The organism is Dickeya sp. Secpp 1600 (genome assembly GCF_003049805.1).
Classification (GTDB): domain Bacteria; phylum Pseudomonadota; class Gammaproteobacteria; order Enterobacterales; family Enterobacteriaceae; genus Dickeya; species Dickeya fangzhongdai.
Genome location: NZ_CP023484.1, coordinates 1,689,346 through 1,704,430, shown reverse-complemented (window position 1 = coordinate 1,704,430; position 15,085 = coordinate 1,689,346). Strand labels below are relative to the sequence as shown.

The window sequence follows — 15,085 nt, the reverse complement described above, 5'->3', positions numbered from 1 at the left end:
ATATAACCAATAACAGGAAGAGTTATGGTGCCGAAGCGTCTGAAGGCAGCAAGAGAGCGTGCAGAGATTTCACAGGAAGAACTGGCTATAGCCGCCGGGATTTCTGAAGATACGGGCTACTCAAGAATGTCACACTATGAGAATGGCAGGCACAGACCAAAATTTGAGCTGATATGCACGTTTGCCAAAATACTGGATGTACCGGAAGGATACTTCTACACGCTGGATGACAGCTTTGCCGAAGCCATGCTGAAGTTGCATGCTGGCGAGTTGGTCCAATGGCGAAAAAATATATCTAATTAGTTGAAAAACTTAGCGAGCCATATAAATTCAAACCACCATCTTTATGAACTCTAAAGATAAATTCTATTGAGCAATGCTAAAGATCTCCGTGAAATCCTCATTGGGAACACGGCATGATCCCCAAAAGACTCAAAGAAGCACGCTTACACGCTAAACTCACTCAGGAAAAACTGGGTGTACTGGCTGGGCTTGAAGAAGCTACGGCTTATTCGCGCTTGTCTCATTATGAAAACGGTACGCACAAGCCGACCTTTGAGCTGGTGTGCGAGTTTGCTCGCGTACTAGACGTACCAGAGTGCTATTTCTATATAGTGGATGATCAGTTTGCGCAAGACGTGCTTGAGTTATTTCGCAGCAAAAGGAGTGGTTAGGATTAGGCTCTGTCTTTTAATTTGGCAACCAGCGGTTCTCAGCGTATAGCAGGTACTGGCTTTCATCAGTCAATAGAACATGCTGGTCACCAATAGCGAGTTCAGCGTCAGGCTCCCCCAGCGTGTATTCAACCCGACTTCCACGCCTGCCTGACTGGCGATAATGGCTGACCAGTCAATAAACATACCTTGTCAGATCACCTGTTGTAATCACGGGTGGCAACAATACAACCGCCTAAAACCCTTGTCGTACCGGCACTGACCGAGATTACAGTTCCCGCTCCAGCACCTTGCATTAACTGGCTGAAATAGTGTTACCTCTCCTACGCGCTGGTATCCCGGTTAGCCAATGTCCTGAATTAATACAGTAAAAATAAAATTTATCATTCCAATTTTAGGCTACCGCTTAAACCGACTATAAAGAGTTTGCCATAAACATCGTGGTAGCAGAAAGGTAATCAGCACCCAGCTGTCATCGAAAAAATTGTAAGGGGTAACGTAAAAGATTTCTTCTGGTTAAATAAACGCTGAGTTATAGAAAAACAATTCCGCGATATTGTCTAAAAACCCGTATTAAGGATGGTGATATCCGTAATACGGGCTCATCAACTTTCACTCCGTCACTCGCTGTGTTTTTTTGTCTTCTCCGGGCATACGCCATTCTGCACTGGAGGAACCTATGTCATCACATCAGTTACTGCGTTTGAGACAAGTGGAAGAAAAAACTGGCCTGAAGCGCTCGCAAATCTATCTGTATATGAAAGACGGAACCTTTCCGGCCTCAATAAAGATTGGTCCCGCCAGCGTCGCCTGGCTCGAATCTGAAATTGACGAGTGGATTAACCTCAAATTAGCCAACCGCTTAACGCGCTGATGGAGGATATCGCCTTATGATCCCCTCATTGAATTACGCGGTATTAACACACGCCCTTGCTGCGCTCAAGGACGGTAATTTTCATTATTGTGAAACGTTAGGATTCACATTTGACGAATTAAATGCCCTCAATCAGCTCTCCCTCGACGAACTGTTTATCGTCAGCCGGGCATCGGCGCAATTTATGGCGGTCACTGTCCGCCATGACGTCCTACAGCAGATTCTGACGTTATCCCGCAAGGAAGCGCAGCGCCAACAACAGATTAACCGTGCCATCCGGTTAGGAGGATCAATCGCTCTCCTGCACCACTTTTTTGGCCTTACCTCAAACGAGGTCTGCACTCGTCGTCGGTTGCTGGGCGTCACCATCCCTTATGGCCGAACGCCTATCCCTGATGAATCCATTGATGCCGAAATCTGGCGGTTATGGCAGAAAAGCCGACCTGAAAACCTTGAAACGCCAGATGCACTGGAGGTGATGATGCAGATCACCGAAGCGTTGTCCTCTCGGAAGGAAGGGCCTTCGCTCACCGTTGTCTGGAACCGTATCACCCTTTGCGAAAAGGAAGCACCGAACAGGAGGACATCACATGCCGGATGAGATCGATCGCGATCAGGAATTTAATGAACAACGTCTGGAAGAGATGATTGAACAGAACCGTTTCAAGCCAGCAACCACACCCTCATTACATTACTGCCGTTTGTGTGGTGAGCCGATTCCCGAGCAGCGGCGGCAAACGCTGCCGGGCGTTACCACCTGCACGGAATGCCAGACTATTATTGAGCGACGTCAGCGCTGATAACAGGATGACCTTCGCGCAGAGAGATTATCTTTTCTGCGCGTTATTTATCATCATAATAAATACCACACATATTATTATCTATGAAATATTAAATGGAAAACCGTCACCATTATCACTTATCTGTATTGGCTCTGACTCTATTCTATGTTAGAACACGATTAAACCTGACAGTCGGTAACGAGCGAAAAGTGGACATATTTGATTTTTTTACTTGCAGATACATTGGTAATAATTCTCAATGGCTCATCAATGCTGACAAAATCCGAACAGAATCAATTTTAAGATCAGCTAATCTCACCAAAATATAAATATAGGAAGCAGATCAATTTCAGCTCGGATACTTAGTAGTAATGTATCTACCAATGAACTATATAGCTAATGCTCGCCATTAGAAGTGAAATATCTCTATGCGGAGCACGTTTCAGCTAATGCGAATTTAAAGTGATAAGGGATCTCATGGCAGTAGTTCCTCAGGTTTTTCCACACACAGCTATTTCTACGTGGAGCGGATTTGTCTATCAGGGCAAGCTGGCGTTATACCATTGTCTGAATATGATGTCCGCAAGTTATGAAGCAAATCGGGATTTGAGATTGCAATTGGAAAGCCAAGATGACTTCGCAATTTTTCGTGGTCAACAATGCTTGTCAATGCACCAAGTTAAAGCATACAAGGACACACGCTTTTCAGCTTACCGGGAAGGAGTCTCGACTCAACGAGATAATGCAAGACAGCGAGGAGCCGCACTCGCTTATTTTCATGTTGCACGCCAAATAACGGATATCCCGGCTACGTTTGACGCAGATTATGCACCAGTGAGTTTTTATACTTATCCCGTTTTGCCTGATGACAATGCCACGCAATCCTTTTGCCCACTGAATGACGTGGACAGATTGATTCGGAATAAGCTTGTTAACCTACTTAGCTCACTTTCTGAAGTTGAGATTCTGCCTGCTTGGAAAATTAATCTCGTTGAAAAAATTCAGAATACGCTTGAAGCCATAGTGAATTCACAGGTCATTCTAACCCATAGCAAGATACATGTGTCCACTCGTCATCAGGCCGAAATTGCAGCCAACGAATTCATCGAGTTTTCAGAACTGTATGATGTAATCGAAGCGGATGATTATGCTCCGTTTGAGGATGAAGCATTCTTCCTTAGCCGTCTGCAGATTGATATTGGCACATACTACCAGGAGTTTTGTGAACGCCAGAACGGCCTCTCCCAGGCAGCATGTCAAAAGTTAGATGACTATCTGGCTGCTATCACTGCACTAGATGTTGAAGGAATGAAGACATTTCTGCGGGCAACTATGCCGCATAAAAAAGGGCGTTTTAAAACACTTAGTGAATTTAAGGATCAATCACTTGATCGTGATGCAATGCGACTTGGGATGTTTACGATTTTCTGGAAACTGATTCAGGCTGCACGCAACGAAGGTTCTAATGTTGCATTCTCGTGGCTAAATGACGGGCTTTTCTATTATCCAACAGGTATTCACCATGCTGCAGAGCATCAGGAAACTATCTGTCATGACATAATGCAACAGGCAATTAGCGAAGATGTGGAGTGTTTATTTGAGTGCGGTGCACTTATAACCAGCGCCATAGACAGACCTTCAATCTCAGATGTACTCGTAGGTATCGACTCTACTGAGGGAGTGGATACTGCTGAACACGAATTGCTGAGGGAAAATCGTATCGGTAATTATAAGAAGGTGTCTATGGTTTCTTTAAACAATGTACCTGAGAGTTTGAAAGATGCAGAACCTGATTGAGCAATTATTGGAATCAGAAGGATTGACACGTAAGCTCACCACAAACTTGGCCTTATACGAATATAATGCACCGGGTAAGAAAAATTTCTGGTTATTAGTTTTTGGTGAGCCGATAATTACCCCTGAAATCCAAGCTGAGTGGCTGAATGAGTGTAAAAAAGCAACATCCGATCCCGCACTTGAGAAAAACATTAATTTATTGATTGTATGGAACACTGACACCTCAAATGTACTTTCTAGTAAAAGAGTTCATCATGCGGAGGAAGATAGCTACTTCTTCAAGAAGCATGTACTTCCATATACGACTGTAGAACTTGAAGCTTTATATCAGCAGGTTGCTATTCAGGGGATTGCGGTAGTCTTTCGTGAATTAATAACTTCACCAACCATCTTTACCGAATATAAATCTCATTATCTACAAGGTGGATGGCAAAGTCTGTTGTACAGGCTTGCAATAAAATTGCCTTTTATCGCAGTTAATAGTTTCGGTAACTCTGATTTGGATAGTCTTGAACGAAGTATTGATGAAAAGATTCAACGTACGGATAACCCAGCTCTACTAGTTGCAGTCGACTCAGTTATTGACTCTTTAGCTGATCAGATCGTATCTCAGGATGTATTACCGGAAGAGCTATTGGATATCATGGGTGAGAAATTATCTGAGGCAGGCTATGAAATTGATCGTTAAACGTCTAGAAGTACGTAATTTTAAAGTTTTTGAGAAACTAGAGCTAATTCTTGAAAGTGAACATCTCGTCGTTCTTGATGGACCTAATGGGTTCGGTAAATCGTCTTTTTTTGACGCTTTGGAGCTGCTACTGACAGGAAAAATTCGGCGCTATATTGAACTTGAAGAGATAACCGTAGACCGACGTAGCTTGAAAACGGGCTGCCCATGGTTATTTAAAAACGCGAGGGATGATGATTGGCTTTCAATCCGTGCCGAGATCTTGGTTGATGGGACCATTTTTTTTCTCGAGAGAGCGGCCAGCAAAACCGTGTTGGATGAACATAAAGGCGTTACTGATTTAAAGCTTCCACTTTATGAATTAACAGATTTCAACGCCGAGCGAGGTGAAGCCATTTCTCAAGAAGAATCATATCTTTCTGCCTTACTCGGAGAACAGTACAAACGTGATTTCGAATTGTTTCATTATGTAGAGCAAGAAGAAAACACGCGATTGCTAAAAAAAAAGGAAAAAGATAGACAGGGTCAGATTGCGCATCTTTTCGACATTGGTGACATCCAGGACAAAATTAATAATATTAATTTGGCATCAACAAAAATTGGTAAATTGTGTAACCCACAGAAATATGCAGAATTGAAACAGCGTAGAGACAAATGGGAATCGGCTAAGCAGCAGATGTTACCGACAGGTATTTCAGTTGCATATGACAGGATTATCACTATTACAGATCAGCCATGGGATCGTGAGGTTTTGGAGGTCGATGCACAACAATTCGAACAGTGGCTATCTGCAGATGGAGAACTATTCCGAATCCGACGTTTTACTGAGAATTTCGAACAATATGAAAATCAGTTATATAACAATGAACTGATGAGGTTTTTACTCCCTAAACCGGAGTTACAACAGCGATTTTTGATGTATTATCAACCTCTCAAGCAAAGGGAAAAATGGCAAGAGGAAGTTGCTTGTTTTGAATCTGCTTTAGCACTAAGTGAAGAATTTAAAAACACAATAAAGGCCATTAGTGAGGAGCGTTTGGTGATTACTGCTCCGCTGGTTACTCTCCTTCCAGAGACTCTTTCGTCAGAGGAGTTTCATCAACAGGTCGCCGGGCTCAAGCTACAGTTAGCCAATACAGATAAAGTTCAGGAATGTTATGCAGCTTTGCTCCAGACGCGTGAGCAAATGGTAAGTGCTTTCAGGGAACATCAATCCAACTGCGATTTAACGAATATTTGTCCTACGTGTGGACACCTTTGGCCGACCGCAGATGCATTACTTGAAGGAATTGAAAACCAGCGTATAACGCTAGAAAATTTAGCCGAACAACAAAATGATCAATTCTCAAAAGCATTAGCTAATTTTAGACGAAACTGGCAGGAGCCCATTGAAATTGTTCTGCAGAAATATCTGGAGCAAAATAAAGAAAGTATTGAACGTAAACGTCAGCTAACGAGCCTCTCAGAAGAACAAATTCATTGGCTAGAAAATTATCATAAATATCTATTAGCGGCAGGTATCAATCTTCAGGACTTATTGAGCGAGAATTTTGAACCTGTAACGCAACACGCGTTAGATGAACTTGGACGTCGAGTTCACGAAAAATTTAGACCAGTGGATGATAGCCAAATCCATGATGACTTCGAGAGAATTTTTCGCGAAGTATTTAACAAAGATTCTGTAGCAGTTAAAGAAGTTACTATCAAAAAGATTGAATTAAAGAAAGACTATTTAGGACAGCAGCAATCTATTGCATTGTCTAAATATGTCTCAGAATGTGAGTCGGAGTATAATAAAGCAGAAGCACTAATTAAAAAAGCTGATAAGCTGAAAGGACATTTGCAGAAAATTAAAAAGATCTATGAGAGTGAGAAAAGATTATATCTCGAATCTATAGTTAAAGAGATAGAGATCCTATTTCATATCTATTCAGGTCGTCTTATGCAAAGTTATCAGCAGGGATTAGGTATCTTCATAGAAAATGATGGTAATTCTATCGCTTTCAATGAAACTCCAGGGCATGAGTATGATGCAGTCTTTTCCATGAGTTCCGGACAGCTTTCTGCATTGGTACTATCCTTTACCCTTGCCTTGAATCAGCGATACGCCAAACATTCTTTGTTGCTCGTAGATGATCCTGTTCAGACTCTGGATGAAATTAATGTGGCAGGCTTCGTCGAGTTGCTACGCACTGAATTCCGAGATCGTCAGATAATTATGTCAACGCATGAAGACCGTATGTCAGCATATTTTCGTTATAAATACAAGAAATTTGGCTTGTCAGCAGGAAGGATCAACTTCATGGAAGAAGCACGTTCAGCTATTGATAATAGATAAATGTAAAATGCCGCCTTTCTTGAAGGCGGCGCTTCTTTAAGTTCGTCCCTGCAGGTTAACATAGACTGTTCTAAAAATGTCTGCTATCTGGCACAAAACAGTCAATCAGATTAAATATATCCATTAGCTACAATATTGCCAACTCAAAAATCCAATCCCCTCGAAAAATTACCATGCTATTCATTTTCTCTCTCATTCCCATTTTGATTTTAGCGTTTTTATCCTGACGCTGATATTGTAAGTAGACCGCTTTTAGTTCCACACACTTTTTGAGATTTCCGGTTTCTCGGCCATCAGCCGATATTCTTCCGGCGTCAGGTTATTCAGCGATTCATGGGGACGCTCGCTGTTATATTCATGCAGCCAGCGTTCTGTAATTTCACGCGCTTCATTCAGTGTTCTGAACAGGTAAAAATCCAGTATTTCTGTCCGGTACGTCCGGTTAAAACGTTCGATAAAGGCATTCTGTGTCGGCTTGCCCGGTTTAATAAATTCCAGTGCTACACCATGCTCTTCCGCCCATTGTGCCAACGTCAGCGAAACCAGCTCCGGGCCGTTATCCATCCGCATCTTTAGCGGATACCCTCGGTTTGCCACTATCCTGTCCAACACCCGAACAACGCGTTGTGCCGGTATATTCAGGTCAATTTCTATCGCCAGCACTTCACGATTAAAATCATCCACCACGTTAAACGTACGAAAACGTCTGCCGCATACCAGCGCATCATGCATAAAATCCACTGACCAGCTCTGATTCAGGTGTTCCGGCGTCGCCAATGGTGCTGGATCACGCACGGGCAAACGTTGCTTTCCTTTACGACGAAAATTCAGTTTCAGTAAGCAATAAATACGATGAACGCGTTTGTGATTCCATGCATGCCCCTGCCTGCGTAGCTTCTGGAACAACTTCTTGAAGCCGTATCGCGGATAGCGTTCCGCCATGTCGGTCAGTGCCTGAATGACCGGCTCATCACGCCGGGTGTCAGGCTGATAAAAATAGACCGTCCTGCTCAACGATAACGTCCTGCATGCCTGGCTGATGCTCATCGTAAACTGCGCGGTCAGATAACTGACGAGCTCACGCTTTATCGCTGGTTTTAAAGCTTTTTTTCAATAACATCTTTGAGTGCCCGGCACTCCAGACTGAGATCGGCAAACATCTGTTTCAGTCGCCGGTTTTCGTCCTCCAGATCTTTCATCTTTTTGATATCAGAGGCTTCCATTCCGCCAAACTTCGCTTTCCAGTTAATGGGATGGACTACCTCCTCCCCCTGCGGTTAACTGTACGAAATATGCTCAACAGGAGAGTCACCATGAATATCGTATTTCTGGGTATTGATCTGGCTAAAAATGTTTTCCAGCTTTGCGGATTAAACCAGGCTGGCAAACCGGTTTATACAAAACGTACCGGCCGAAAAGAATTACTCCAGACGGTGGCAAATATTCCTGCCTGTCTGATTGGTATCGAAGCGTCAACAGGGGCATTTTACTGGCAACGCGAGTTTGAAAAACTGGGACATAAAGTAAAAGTCATCAGCCCACAGTATGTAAAACCTTTTGTTCGTGGGCAAAAAAATGACGGTAATGATGCACAGGCGATAGCTGTGGCCCTTATGCAACCCACGATGCAGTTTGTTCCGCCTAAAAGTCCCGAACAGCAGGATATTCAGGCTCTGCACCGTGCAAGACAACGTATTGTCAATCATCGTACTGCAACCGTCTGTCAAATCAGAGGACTGCTGCTCGACCGGGGAATAACAATCGGTGCAGCGGTCTCAAGAGTTCGTCATGCAGTTCCGCTGATCCTTGAAGATGCAGAAAATGGTCTCAGTACCAGAATGCGCAGGACGATTGCAGAACTCTATGATCTCTTTAACGATCTTGGTCGTCGCATAAACTTTTTTGATAAAGAAATAGAGGCTGTGTTCAGGCAATCTGAAGCCTGCCAGCGCATTGCCAAAGTTAAAGGTATTGGTCCTAAAACGGCAACGGCTGTTGTTGCCGCTATTGGCAAAGGAACTGAATTTAAAAATGGTCGTCACTTCGCCGCGTGGCTTGGTCTGGTTCCCCGGCAACACTCAAGTGGTGACAGGCAAGTTCTCATGAATATGACGAAAAAAGGCGACAAGCATCTGCGGACTCTTTTTATTCATGGTGCCCGCGCTGTCGTCAGGGTTGCCACGAATAAGAATGATAGCTGTCTGCATCAGTGGGTTAATCAGTTGAGGGAACGGCGAGGGTTTAATAAAACGACCGTGGCGGTAGCTAACAAGAACGCGAGAATAATCTGGTCGATGCTGAGAAATGATACAGAATATCAGGCAGCCGGAAGTTAATTCCCAGCCAGAAAAGTTGCAGTGTACTGAGAAATGGTGACAGGTTGCACCTGCACAATCGGAACCTGATTTTTATACTGGCCTCAGAGGCCGTCCAGTTGTTGAGGCGATCGTGTGCGGATTACCCATTTGGGCACAGGTTTTCCTGATGCCGGATAGATGTAAGCAACAACCCAAAACCAGAATCAGTGCTTGCAAAACGGAGGTAGTCCATAGATGTAGTACGAAGCCTCGGATATTCCCGCTTCGCGGCAGACGTCTTTGACGGTACGTCCGGCTTCAACGGACTTCAGGACGGCGATGATCTGGTGCTCGGTAAATCGGGCTTTGCGCATGGCGATCTCCTCAACGGGACATAATCAGTATGTCGGAAGATCTCTAAAAGTGAATGGTTCGGTTTAGTGGGATACTTACATATGTACGCAGTCAACTCCACCGCTTCCGCCATACTACTCTTATGTTCCACTTTTAGATGAAAGTAGAAACCAGCAGTATGGTGAAAAGGTTAATTGATTCGCGCGCTGGTAATACTACATGGCAGTCTCAGTAATTTGTCTTACTATGAAATTTTCCATCTGGTTAAAATATAAAGAAATAATATGCGCCATCCAATTGCTGCGCAGTTAGCTGCGCCTGAAACAAAGGAATTTTGCCAAAAGATTGTTCCTGGCATCCAACCCGTATTACTGAACAACGATCCTTTTCCGGGAGCGGAAGAGATGGACTGTTTTTTCAATGTCGAACTGGCTATTGAACAGCATGGCGGCAAGGCTGTCTACGGTTGGGCTATCTGGCAGATACCTGGAGTTTACATTGAGGCAGAGTTCCACTGCATCTGGGAGAATTATGCAGGAGATATGCTAGATATCACCCCATACCCTTATAGGATGGACAGCATTCTGTTTCTCCCTGATTACACACGAATTTACACAGGTAAGCAGGTAGATAATATCCGTCAAGCTCTGGTTGATGATCCCGACGTGATCAGGTGGTTGTACCTTGCCAGAAAACGATTTGAAATCTTAAATACTGGCGACCTAGCGAACCAGCATGGACGTATTGAATTGCCATCAAAATTAGCCAAAGAGTATAGCAAAGTTATGGATGAGATAAACAGGCTAAACTCTCGACTAAAACGCAGGTATTCATGACGAGAGCGTTGGTCATAATAGAGACCTTACGAAGTTAACGAATTGAGGCAACTGTAACTTAGAGTGCGTACACTCAAGAATCTCCGATGGCGATGGTAGCGGGCGCCAACTTTTGTCAACTCACTCCCATCACTAGCTAACTGACTGGCTTGCGCCGCGTTGATTATTACATAGTGATGTCAGCTTTGTCCGCTTCTGGCACAGAACGGACAGAGAGTAAGGTCACCAAGCACCTCGAACAGCGTCGCCTGATGCTGCAATGGTGGGCTGATTTTCTGGATGCTAACAGCAACGGTCTAGTTAGGCTGTTTGACAGTATCAGAACGGTGGCAAGGAACGGTATTCCGGTTCCGTTCCTTGCCAAAAACCGGGAGATGTTTCTGTTCCGCACGATAGACGAACTGGAACAGGCTCCCGACAGCCACGACTAAATGCCGTCAATGAGGAAATCTATTGCGGCCTTTACCTGATTACGGTACTGCGACGCATCACAAAACACCGCCCCCAGAGCCTGCACAGGGATACTTGCCAGCTCGTGCGTCATTACGGCGTATTCTTTACCGTCCGTCAGCCTGACGACGGGGACCAGGCGATCCGGTCGGCGGCCTGCCGGATACTTTTCAACAGGGAGCAACGGGATCACTATCCGACGATTTAACTGCCCAATAATATCGCTCGTGACATCGAGCAACAGCGGATAAACGGCGCTTTTCCCGGTATTACCGTATACGGTGAATTGCATGGTTAAAACGTCCTGTATTCATCGCTGAAACAGCCGTGTTCATCATGAAAACGGTTTAATGCGTCGATGGCTTCCCTGTTCTCTTCCTGCCATTTTTTCGCTTCATGGTGGCGAAGCTCTGTATCCAGGGCAGCTGTCAGGGTGGCACTCAAGTTAATGCCCGCTTCACGCGCCCGGACCAGTAAGGCACGCTCTACCGTCATGGTCACGCTCTGCGTGTTGCGTTGTTTCGCGGTCATGATTGCTCTCCTGTATGAGATACGTGCATATTACACGGCGTAATACACTTATTATAACACCAAAAACAGGTCCGGCTACCGTTGCAGTCCTGCAAATGTCACAGTCAGACGTCATACCTGAGCCGTCGTTTACAGCAATCACCGGTGTACAAATGCCGTTTGCGGGATGCGCGGGCTCTTTGCCGCCCGCACCCGCAGCCTGAGAATGTTCCGGGCATTAATGCCCGGAACATTCTCAGGGAAATTGAAACAGCCCTCACTCTGGCGGCCCCGATATCAGATTAAAGCCGCCTTCCTTTGCGGCTTCTTCCCCCTGTCCTCAAACCTTATCCATCAGATAACGGTGCGCTTTCGATGCCGCACTGGCCGCTTTGAAAATATAGCGCTTGTCGTTCCTCAATGCTCTCAGCCAGGAAGCAATATAGCTTTCATGCTGAACCTCTCCAACAATCCCCAGATCCGCCATCAGGAACGCGCTTCCCAGCTCGGCGATCAACTCTTCAAAGGCGTACCCCTCACTGCCAAACTTCCCTTTCATTTCACGGTTAAGACGTGTTTTTGCTCCGCTCCAGTGAACCAGCTCATGCAGGCCGGTGGCGTAGAAATTAGCGGCATCAGAAAAAAGATGACGCTCCGGTAGCCAGATTTCATCCGTTGACGGTTTGAAGAAGGCATTTTGACCTTTCTCTATGATACGGGCACCGCTGTGGCGAAACAGGTTTTCAGCCTGCGGTGGCTCGAACATCTCAGCGGGGCTAACAACCTCAGTAGTCAGGGGAAGGCCGTCAATTTGTTCAACGTTAAACACGGTGAACGTTTTCAGCATCGGGATAGCGTCGATTTCTCCGTCTTCGTTTTCTTTTTCCAGGGTTGTATAAAAAATGGCGGCCGTGCCGTGTTCGCCTTTGCGAACCTGCCCGCCTACTGCCAGTACCTGCTTGTAGGTCATCCAGCGTGGATCACCGAAGCCCTGTTCTGACGCACTGCACCACAGCAGCATGATATTCATTCCGCTATACGCGATGCCGGTTGCGAAGTTGGAAGGTAAACCAGACATGCCCGGCACACGCTGCCACGGACACGTCCAAGGCTTCACGCCCGCTTCCAGCGCGGTGATGATGCTGTCGGTGACGGTCTGATAAATATCGGTTTTGGTTTTGGAAAATTTCGTTTTTGAGGAGCCTGACTGCTCCAGCGGGGATACGCTGGTCGCCGCTGCGGTGTTAGGGGCGCTAGTCTGGGTATGCAGGGAAATGGTCATGGTTTTTTCTCCGTCAGGGGTGTGATTTTCGTCTTCGTATCGCCTGACGGTTCGCTTTCCCGGCATCGTTCCGGCCAGCAAGGGCGCAGAATGCGTACACTTCACCCTTGCGGGACGGGTTGTGTTGGGAAACGATTAACCGGAAGCTGATACGGGAACGAAAATCACACGGGAGAAAAAACTGCCCCTGCATAGTCGGGCGTAGCGCCCCTTGCTTCGCAGCGGTGAGAGATGTCTGAAGCATGTCTCATTTTTACAAGACACTTTCATATTCATTAGCGACATACGTCATGCTTCAACAGCTTATTGGGATATAAAAAACACGTCATTTCACCATTAAGGGTTACTCATCTGAGTATTGTCATTGTCTAAATTATTCTCTATATTGTCTTAAAATAGTGATACAATTACAGAGAAGTCTCATAAAAATGCGACAATCTAAACGTGATGATTTTATCTCTAATTATCGAATTGCCAAATCGGTATCAACTGTTTTGAGAGAAAAATCATGGAGTTATAGAAAATGCGCTTACCAATTCAACCAACACTATAGGGATCAAGAAGTTTCAGTCACTAAAGATTTAGTCAGCCGTGTAGCTAATCAGGAATTCAGAATAGTAAATGACAGGGTACGCCTTCTATGCGAATTCCTTGAGATTAGCGTCTACGAGGATGAATGGCCGGATAAGTCGCAATGTATCCCATCGGAAATTCTTACCGATCTTGGTTCCGATATTAGAAATGAAATTGCTCGGGTTACTGAGTTAGTAAGAGAAAATCCTGCACTTGAAGAAACCATCGCTATTTTGTTGCGCGGGATTACTAAAATCGCCTCAGGTAAGAGAGAATAAAATGGTCTATAACGATAATGTCGCACACCAAGAAGAAAGAAGTTTATTTTTCAATAAATTAGAATCATATTCTCCATCTACTTCATCTGGGTTAAAAAAAGGCTTCCGTTTCATTGACCTTTTTGCAGGACTGGGCGGATTCCACACTGGCTTATCAAGGCTTGGAGGTAATTGTGTATTCGCTGCTGAACTTGATGTGAATCTACGTAACCTCTATTTAAAAAATTACGGGATTATGCCTGAAGGCGATATTCGAGCCGTTGACGAGAATCATGTCCCAGACCATGAAGTTTTATGCGCTGGTTTTCCTTGCCAACCATTTTCTAAAGCAGGTAAAAAGAAAGGCGCCGAGTGTCCTGAATCGGGTAAGTTAATTGATGATGTGTTACGCATCATCAGAAAAAAACGACCACTTTATGTTATGTTGGAAAACGTACCTGATATATTAAAAGTTCAGGGCGGACTATTTTGGGAGTACATCGAAAATAGCCTGATCAATGAGGGCTATATAGTTCAATATCGCGTATACACGCCACAGGATTTTGGTATCCCTCAAAAGCGAAAACGTATTTTTGTTGTAGCATCAAAACACGATAATATGTGCTTCAATTGGCCTCAACCAAGTAAAATGCCATTATCAGTATCAGCAATCATTGAAAAGAAACCGATTAAAGTCAGAAAATTAGAAACAGCAAAAGAGGAAGCACTAGAGCTTTGGTCTGAATTTATTAAAACCACTAAAGAATACTCAACATTACCTATACTTGCTCCTGAATTCGGAGCTACTTATCCTTTCAATATATCTATATCTGATCCCTCATTTGCAAGACAATTTAAAGGAGGATTCGGTAAAGACATGTCATTTGTTGAAGACATTAATCACATTATCGAATGTCTACCGCGCTATGCAAAAGAAAATGTAGGTAAAGTTAGCCCACGTCTAGCAGACGCGATTCAAGCCTCGCGTGAAATTTATATACGCCATCGTGTTTTTTTAGATACATGGAAGTTACACCTACAAGTATTTCCTCTTAGTTGGCAAAAACTTGAATGGCAGGGTGATAGAAATGGTCTGGACATATGGGATCACCTGATACAATTTAGAGCTTCTGGAATCCGGATAATTAGACCAACATCCGCGCCATCACTGGTGGCTATGTCAACAACACAGACACCAATAATTGGCAGCCTTAAGCGATATATGAGTATCAGAGAAGCCGCAGCATTACAGTCTCTCGATAAATTAGAGTATTTACCAGAAACAGACAGTAAAGCCTACAAAGCGCTAGGAAATGCTGTGAATGCACATATTATTCACGAAATTGGTCAAAATTTATTTATGTAAAAGGAGT

Annotated in this window: 15 protein-coding genes and 3 pseudogenes; 13 read left to right on the top strand and 5 right to left on the bottom strand. The window is 44.5% G+C overall.

What is annotated here, in order from left to right; genetic code table 11:
* Positions 1 to 24 precede the first annotated feature (24 nt).
* The 8 genes from CPA59_RS07660 (at position 25) to CPA59_RS07625 (ending at position 7,153) form a co-directional block, all read left to right on the top strand.
* Complete coding sequence (locus tag CPA59_RS07660; RefSeq protein WP_107758997.1) at positions 25 to 303, top strand: helix-turn-helix domain-containing protein; 279 nt, start codon at positions 25 to 27, stop codon at positions 301 to 303.
* A 113-nt stretch (positions 304 to 416) separates the two neighbouring features.
* Entirely contained in the window at positions 417 to 674 is a 258-nt protein-coding gene (locus CPA59_RS07655; protein ID WP_012769229.1) for a helix-turn-helix transcriptional regulator, read from the top strand.
* Between the two features lie 679 nt (positions 675 to 1,353).
* Positions 1,354 to 1,548 (top strand): AlpA family transcriptional regulator, encoded by a 195-nt coding sequence (locus tag CPA59_RS07650; protein ID WP_042857869.1) that lies wholly within the window; start codon positions 1,354 to 1,356, stop codon positions 1,546 to 1,548.
* A gap of 16 nt (positions 1,549 to 1,564) precedes the next feature.
* Positions 1,565 to 2,149 carry a DUF2857 domain-containing protein gene (locus CPA59_RS07645; protein WP_107758996.1) on the top strand — a complete coding sequence of 195 codons (585 nt, stop codon included), beginning with the start codon at positions 1,565 to 1,567 and terminating at the stop codon, positions 2,147 to 2,149.
* On the top strand, positions 2,139 to 2,348 hold the full coding sequence (locus CPA59_RS07640) for a TraR/DksA family transcriptional regulator (protein ID WP_049855391.1): 210 nt from the start codon (positions 2,139 to 2,141) through the stop codon (positions 2,346 to 2,348). Before CPA59_RS07645 ends, CPA59_RS07640 begins: the two co-directional genes overlap by 11 nt.
* 459 nt (positions 2,349 to 2,807) lie before the next feature.
* Complete coding sequence (locus CPA59_RS07635; protein WP_049855390.1) at positions 2,808 to 4,127, top strand: ABC-three component system protein; 1,320 nt, start codon at positions 2,808 to 2,810, stop codon at positions 4,125 to 4,127.
* Positions 4,111 to 4,815: an ABC-three component system middle component 1 gene (locus CPA59_RS07630; protein ID WP_049855389.1), complete on the top strand. Its 705-nt coding sequence runs from the start codon at positions 4,111 to 4,113 to the stop codon at positions 4,813 to 4,815. The genes CPA59_RS07635 and CPA59_RS07630 overlap by 17 nt, the downstream gene beginning before the upstream one ends.
* Complete coding sequence (locus CPA59_RS07625) at positions 4,799 to 7,153, top strand: AAA family ATPase (RefSeq protein WP_049855388.1); 2,355 nt, start codon at positions 4,799 to 4,801, stop codon at positions 7,151 to 7,153. Before CPA59_RS07630 ends, CPA59_RS07625 begins: the two co-directional genes overlap by 17 nt.
* 252 nt (positions 7,154 to 7,405) lie before the next feature.
* Here the strand turns inward: CPA59_RS07625 and CPA59_RS07620 are convergent.
* A pseudogene (locus CPA59_RS07620) lies at positions 7,406 to 8,400 on the bottom strand (IS3 family transposase); the annotation flags it as partial.
* 66 nt (positions 8,401 to 8,466) lie between these two features.
* Here CPA59_RS07620 and CPA59_RS07615 point away from each other — a divergent pair.
* A complete protein-coding gene (locus CPA59_RS07615) occupies positions 8,467 to 9,489 on the top strand; it encodes an IS110 family transposase (protein ID WP_100848778.1) in 1,023 nt (340 codons plus the stop codon).
* A gap of 218 nt (positions 9,490 to 9,707) precedes the next feature.
* Here CPA59_RS07615 and CPA59_RS07610 read toward each other — a convergent pair.
* Positions 9,708 to 9,824: pseudogene (locus tag CPA59_RS07610) on the bottom strand (transposase); the annotation flags it as partial.
* Between the two features lie 264 nt (positions 9,825 to 10,088).
* Here CPA59_RS07610 and CPA59_RS07605 point away from each other — a divergent pair.
* A complete protein-coding gene (locus CPA59_RS07605; RefSeq protein WP_107758995.1) occupies positions 10,089 to 10,640 on the top strand; it encodes a hypothetical protein in 552 nt (183 codons plus the stop codon).
* 224 nt (positions 10,641 to 10,864) lie between these two features.
* Positions 10,865 to 10,954 (top strand): annotated as a pseudogene (locus CPA59_RS23110) (mobilization protein mobC); the annotation flags it as partial.
* A gap of 113 nt (positions 10,955 to 11,067) precedes the next feature.
* On the opposite strand, the gene CPA59_RS07595 reads toward CPA59_RS23110, so the two are convergent.
* The 3 genes from CPA59_RS07595 to CPA59_RS07585 all read right to left on the bottom strand — a co-directional run bounded on the left by CPA59_RS07595 (position 11,068) and on the right by CPA59_RS07585 (position 12,882).
* Positions 11,068 to 11,382 carry a CcdB family protein gene (locus tag CPA59_RS07595; protein WP_027712562.1) on the bottom strand — a complete coding sequence of 105 codons (315 nt, stop codon included), beginning with the start codon at positions 11,380 to 11,382 and terminating at the stop codon, positions 11,068 to 11,070.
* Positions 11,383 to 11,384: 2 nt separating this feature from the next.
* Entirely contained in the window at positions 11,385 to 11,621 is a 237-nt protein-coding gene (locus CPA59_RS07590) for a type II toxin-antitoxin system CcdA family antitoxin (RefSeq protein WP_107758993.1), read from the bottom strand.
* A gap of 319 nt (positions 11,622 to 11,940) precedes the next feature.
* Complete coding sequence (locus CPA59_RS07585) at positions 11,941 to 12,882, bottom strand: ArdC family protein (protein ID WP_107758992.1); 942 nt, start codon at positions 12,880 to 12,882, stop codon at positions 11,941 to 11,943.
* Between the two features lie 428 nt (positions 12,883 to 13,310).
* Between CPA59_RS07585 and CPA59_RS22850 the strand changes: the two genes are divergently transcribed.
* Together CPA59_RS22850 and CPA59_RS07580 are read left to right on the top strand one after the other, a co-directional pair.
* Complete coding sequence (locus CPA59_RS22850) at positions 13,311 to 13,733, top strand: hypothetical protein (protein WP_159077929.1); 423 nt, start codon at positions 13,311 to 13,313, stop codon at positions 13,731 to 13,733.
* A gap of 1 nt (position 13,734) precedes the next feature.
* On the top strand, positions 13,735 to 15,078 hold the full coding sequence (locus CPA59_RS07580; RefSeq protein WP_107758991.1) for a DNA cytosine methyltransferase: 1,344 nt from the start codon (positions 13,735 to 13,737) through the stop codon (positions 15,076 to 15,078).
* Positions 15,079 to 15,085: the final 7 nt, after the last annotated feature.

Coding starts and splice junctions, on each gene's coding strand:
- CPA59_RS07645 (WP_107758996.1), top strand. CDS start 1,565: ATGATCCCCTCATTGAATTACGCGGTATTAACACACGCCCTTGCTGCG.
- CPA59_RS07660 (WP_107758997.1), top strand. CDS start 25: ATGGTGCCGAAGCGTCTGAAGGCAGCAAGAGAGCGTGCAGAGATTTCA.
- CPA59_RS07625 (WP_049855388.1), top strand. CDS start 4,799: ATGAAATTGATCGTTAAACGTCTAGAAGTACGTAATTTTAAAGTTTTT.
- CPA59_RS07585 (WP_107758992.1), bottom strand. CDS start 12,882: ATGACCATTTCCCTGCATACCCAGACTAGCGCCCCTAACACCGCAGCG.
- CPA59_RS07635 (WP_049855390.1), top strand. CDS start 2,808: ATGGCAGTAGTTCCTCAGGTTTTTCCACACACAGCTATTTCTACGTGG.
- CPA59_RS07580 (WP_107758991.1), top strand. CDS start 13,735: ATGGTCTATAACGATAATGTCGCACACCAAGAAGAAAGAAGTTTATTT.
- CPA59_RS07640 (WP_049855391.1), top strand. CDS start 2,139: ATGCCGGATGAGATCGATCGCGATCAGGAATTTAATGAACAACGTCTG.
- CPA59_RS07655 (WP_012769229.1), top strand. CDS start 417: ATGATCCCCAAAAGACTCAAAGAAGCACGCTTACACGCTAAACTCACT.
- CPA59_RS07590 (WP_107758993.1), bottom strand. CDS start 11,621: ATGACCGCGAAACAACGCAACACGCAGAGCGTGACCATGACGGTAGAG.
- CPA59_RS07605 (WP_107758995.1), top strand. CDS start 10,089: ATGCGCCATCCAATTGCTGCGCAGTTAGCTGCGCCTGAAACAAAGGAA.
- CPA59_RS07595 (WP_027712562.1), bottom strand. CDS start 11,382: ATGCAATTCACCGTATACGGTAATACCGGGAAAAGCGCCGTTTATCCG.
- CPA59_RS22850 (WP_159077929.1), top strand. CDS start 13,311: ATGCGACAATCTAAACGTGATGATTTTATCTCTAATTATCGAATTGCC.
- CPA59_RS07630 (WP_049855389.1), top strand. CDS start 4,111: ATGCAGAACCTGATTGAGCAATTATTGGAATCAGAAGGATTGACACGT.
- CPA59_RS07650 (WP_042857869.1), top strand. CDS start 1,354: ATGTCATCACATCAGTTACTGCGTTTGAGACAAGTGGAAGAAAAAACT.
- CPA59_RS07615 (WP_100848778.1), top strand. CDS start 8,467: ATGAATATCGTATTTCTGGGTATTGATCTGGCTAAAAATGTTTTCCAG.